Genomic DNA, 3,372 nt, shown 5'->3' with positions numbered 1-3,372 from the left:
AGAACCGAAGCTCTCGATTCTTGCTTTGACGCGTTTTCTTCACGCGAACCGGTGTCCACTTCGCTCGAAAACGCTCTAATCCGCAAGATACTGCGCGGCCCTCCAAGTCCTAAAAGAGCCTCCGTTGCTGGCCAGCGGGGGCTTTTCTCATACGGGGCGTTTTGTTGGAGATCGGAAATGGGAACGAACGATCGCTCTCGGCGCTTGGCTGGCATGTTCTGTCCGCAATGCTCTGTTCGAGAAAGCCGGACAATACGAGGCGCAGATTTCGATCAACGCGTGACTGTTCGCGCCGTCCGCAAGCCCGGCCGAAACCAATCGTTAGGACTCTGTCGGGACTGATTCTTCCGATATCGATTCGTTCTTTGAGAACGAAGTGGAGCCGTATGCAGAACAGTCAAAGGCAAGGTGCCTCGCAACGACGATGCCGACGCTCGCGATACAATTTCAGGGAAAGAACCGATCCTCTAGACCGTCGTTGAAGCCAGAGGAATTTGAACAATCTCGGTGTCCTCTTCATTTGTCACCAAGATGAAGTTTCCTTCGCGCACCATCTCTGGTTTTTCCGTTCCGATCCTGTGAGCGATGAAGCTCCCGTGATCCCTGGCCTCGTCGTCATTCGTACACGCATGGCCGGACAGGTCATGAGCTTCGATTTGGCCAGCTAGATGGAAGAAATACCTGGGCATGTCGGCCAACTGCAATTCGGCTTGCTTGTTCCTAAATCAAACAGCGCGCCCCGCCCTGGGCGTGCTAGTCGCCTTTTTTGTCACCGCTCGGGGGCGCCGGCCTGGGTGGTGGTGGGCTGCCCACGCTTCCGGGTGTACCGCCGGTCCGGGCTCCAGGTTTGAGTGGCGGGGCGCTCCCGCCCACGGCGCCTGTTGCGGCGGCCGGGTCGCCAGGCCTGGGCGGCGGTGGACTGCCGACGCCTTGCGCAAACACCTGAATTGGCGCGAGTGCGAGAGCTGCGGCGATCAGTATGGAGAGCTTGCTTTTTGACATTCGCTTCTCCCAATGATGTCTCACGATAACCTTCGGGCTAGGTGCAAAGTTCCTCATCGACACCGACCAGTGAAGCAAGTCCTGATAATCCTTGAAGCTGGTCTCGCATTGATGTTCTACGGACTGGTTCAAGGCCTTCTTCTTCTATCGTTCGATGGGAAGCGATCAATAGTCGCCGTCCTCGGGGCGCATATCTGCGACGAGGTGCGATTTCTGCGATTTGCGCACAAGTCTTTCAAGCGCGGCGCACTTTTTCCGAATCGGTGTTCCGCGATAGCTCTCTTGTCAGATCAGTTGCAGCCATTGCGAGTCAGGCGGGCATGTCCCTCAAACGATTACCAGAACCACGCTGTTGCGTGGGCGATGATTGCTGCCGTGATCCTCACCAAGGACTTTACGGAGAAACGAGATGACCAGCCTCAAGATATCAGTCGCTTCGGCCATGCTGCTTTCGGCTGTGGCGGCGGCGCCGGTGTTCGCGCAGCAAGCGATTCAGGAGCCCGGCCTGCGGGCATTCTATTACCCCAACTCGGATGTGCTGAATTCGGGCGCGAGCGCAAACAAGCTTGTGAATGACGCCAGCGCCTACGCGGCAATGGAAGGCGGTCGTGCTTCGCAATGTGCTCCGCGGGTTCGGTCTCAGAAATCCGGATCGCGGGCCGTTGCAGCAGCGGACAATCGGCAGCTTCGCTGCGACTGACGCTTCGTCCATCCTGAACCTCTAACGACAGTGCGGGTCTGCTTCGGCGGCCCGCGCTTTCACACGCTGAGAGCTGGAGAGCTTCGGTCGCTTCCCTGGTCCCGGATCTCGCTCGGGTCCTCGGAAAGCAACGCGCGAATTTCTCGCAGCTCCTCCAGGATGAAATTCAGCACCACGCGCGTGCGCGGCGCAAGATGCCGACGTGAGGAGTAGACCAGGCTGAACGGAATGTTCGGCGACGGGAAGTTGTTCAGGACGCGGACGAGCTGGCCGCTGCGCAGATCGTCGAAAACATCGACCAGCGCGAGACAGGCAATCCCGTATCCATCTCTCGCCGCCAGATGCACCGCGCTGGCGTCGTTGGCGAGGAATCCTCCCGATACGCGAATTTGCTGGGTGCCTTTGTTGGTCACGAACGTCCACATATCCGGATGCTGGCTGGTGGCGTGGACGATGCAGGTGTGCTGTGCAAGTTCGGCGGGCAAGGAAGGTGCGCCATGCTTTTCGACATAGCTCGGTGCCGCCACGGCGACGCGCGAAATCGTGCCGGCATGACGAACGACCAGCGATGCATCGGCGATTTCGCCGACGCGCATCGCAAGATCGAGACGATCTTCGATCATGTCACCAATCCGATCACTCACCACCAGCTCGACCTTCAGCCCCGGGTGATCCGCCAGCAACTCGGGCAGACGGCGCGCGAGGAAGCGAGCTGCGGTGCCGGTCACGCCGACGCGGACCAGTCCGATGGGAGAGGCGCTCTGTCGTCCCACGGCCGTCAGCATGCCCTCGACGCCGTCCAATATCGGTCGCGCGAGGAGGACAAGCATCTGTCCGTCATCGGTGAGGCTGATCTTTCGCGTGGTGCGATGGAATAAGCGAACGCCGAAGTGCTCTTCGAGCTGCGAAATCTGGCGGGCGACCGCGGCCTGGCTCACATCACGCTCGCGCGCGACGGCGGAAAACGAAAGAACTTCCGCTACGCGTACGAGAATGCCGAGGCTGCCGAGAAGGTCCATCGCCGGTGCGCCTGTTCTCTAAGGCTCCGCCACCTGCAGACGCGCTTTCTCCAGCCTTTCCTTGAGAGAGAATAGTTTTCCACTGAGCTCATCGAGTTCGCCGGGCGCGAACTCCGCGAAGATAAATTCAATCAATGAATCTCGTCGCGGCGCCAATCCTTCCAGATGCTCCAACGCTCGATGCGTCAGCGACAGGTTGACGATTCGTCCGTCTCGTCGCGATGTCTTTCTCTGGATTAAGCCCTCTTTCTCAAGGATTTTTGACTGCGTTGTGACAAACGACGCTTCGACGTTCAAAATTTTCGAAACCTTGCCGACCGACAACCCGCTGTCATCGCCGGCATCGGCGAGGATCAGCATGATCTTCCATTGCGGGCCGGTGATTCCGAGCGTTTTCGCCCAGGACTGATAGAGTTCATCAAGAGATGCGTGGAGCGACGCTATTTCCCGACCAAACTGTCGAATAGAGTCTCGCTTCCTCATTGCGAATACATCTGCTCCGTTCATTGGTCATGTCACCGAGTGTATCTTGGCTGCAACAAGATCGATTTTGTTGTCATTTGGTAATGGTGTTATCTAGGGTCTGTTGGGATTCAGGATTCTCATTCGTGCTTGGCTGTGATTCAAGCTTTGGATGGAACGATTCGTTTT

At 57.9% G+C, this 3,372-nt stretch carries 4 protein-coding genes; 1 reads left to right on the top strand and 3 read right to left on the bottom strand.

What is annotated here, in order from left to right; translation table 11 throughout:
• Positions 1-467 precede the first annotated feature (467 nt).
• The gene (locus tag AAFX91_RS40130) at positions 468-689 is read right to left on the bottom strand and encodes a DUF6894 family protein (RefSeq protein WP_130577435.1); all 222 of its coding nucleotides are present in this window, start codon (positions 687-689) and stop codon (positions 468-470) included.
• 722 nt (positions 690-1,411) lie between these two features.
• Between AAFX91_RS40130 and AAFX91_RS40125 the strand changes: the two genes are divergently transcribed.
• Positions 1,412-1,702 (top strand): hypothetical protein, encoded by a 291-nt coding sequence (locus tag AAFX91_RS40125; RefSeq protein ID WP_394570183.1) that lies wholly within the window; start codon positions 1,412-1,414, stop codon positions 1,700-1,702.
• A 59-nt stretch (positions 1,703-1,761) separates the two neighbouring features.
• Here AAFX91_RS40125 and AAFX91_RS40120 read toward each other — a convergent pair whose 3' ends face one another.
• Both AAFX91_RS40120 and AAFX91_RS40115 read right to left on the bottom strand, forming a co-directional pair.
• Positions 1,762-2,721, bottom strand: coding sequence for a LysR substrate-binding domain-containing protein (locus tag AAFX91_RS40120; protein ID WP_394570182.1), 960 nt, complete (start codon positions 2,719-2,721; stop codon positions 1,762-1,764).
• Between the two features lie 18 nt (positions 2,722-2,739).
• Entirely contained in the window at positions 2,740-3,228 is a 489-nt protein-coding gene (locus AAFX91_RS40115) for a MarR family winged helix-turn-helix transcriptional regulator (RefSeq protein ID WP_130577412.1), read from the bottom strand.
• Positions 3,229-3,372: the final 144 nt, after the last annotated feature.

It is taken from the genome of Bradyrhizobium sp. 31Argb, assembly GCF_043638955.1.
In the GTDB taxonomy this organism is placed as follows: domain Bacteria; phylum Pseudomonadota; class Alphaproteobacteria; order Rhizobiales; family Xanthobacteraceae; genus Bradyrhizobium.
This window is presented reverse-complemented; position numbering and strand designations above follow the sequence as displayed.

What these genes read in the sequence shown, in the direction of transcription:
- AAFX91_RS40125 (WP_394570183.1), top strand. Translation starts at nt 1,412, where the DNA reads ATGACCAGCCTCAAGATATCAGTCGCTTCGGCCATGCTGCTTTCGGCT.
- AAFX91_RS40120 (WP_394570182.1), bottom strand. Translation starts at nt 2,721, where the DNA reads ATGGACCTTCTCGGCAGCCTCGGCATTCTCGTACGCGTAGCGGAAGTT.
- AAFX91_RS40115 (WP_130577412.1), bottom strand. Translation starts at nt 3,228, where the DNA reads ATGAACGGAGCAGATGTATTCGCAATGAGGAAGCGAGACTCTATTCGA.
- AAFX91_RS40130 (WP_130577435.1), bottom strand. Translation starts at nt 689, where the DNA reads ATGCCCAGGTATTTCTTCCATCTAGCTGGCCAAATCGAAGCTCATGAC.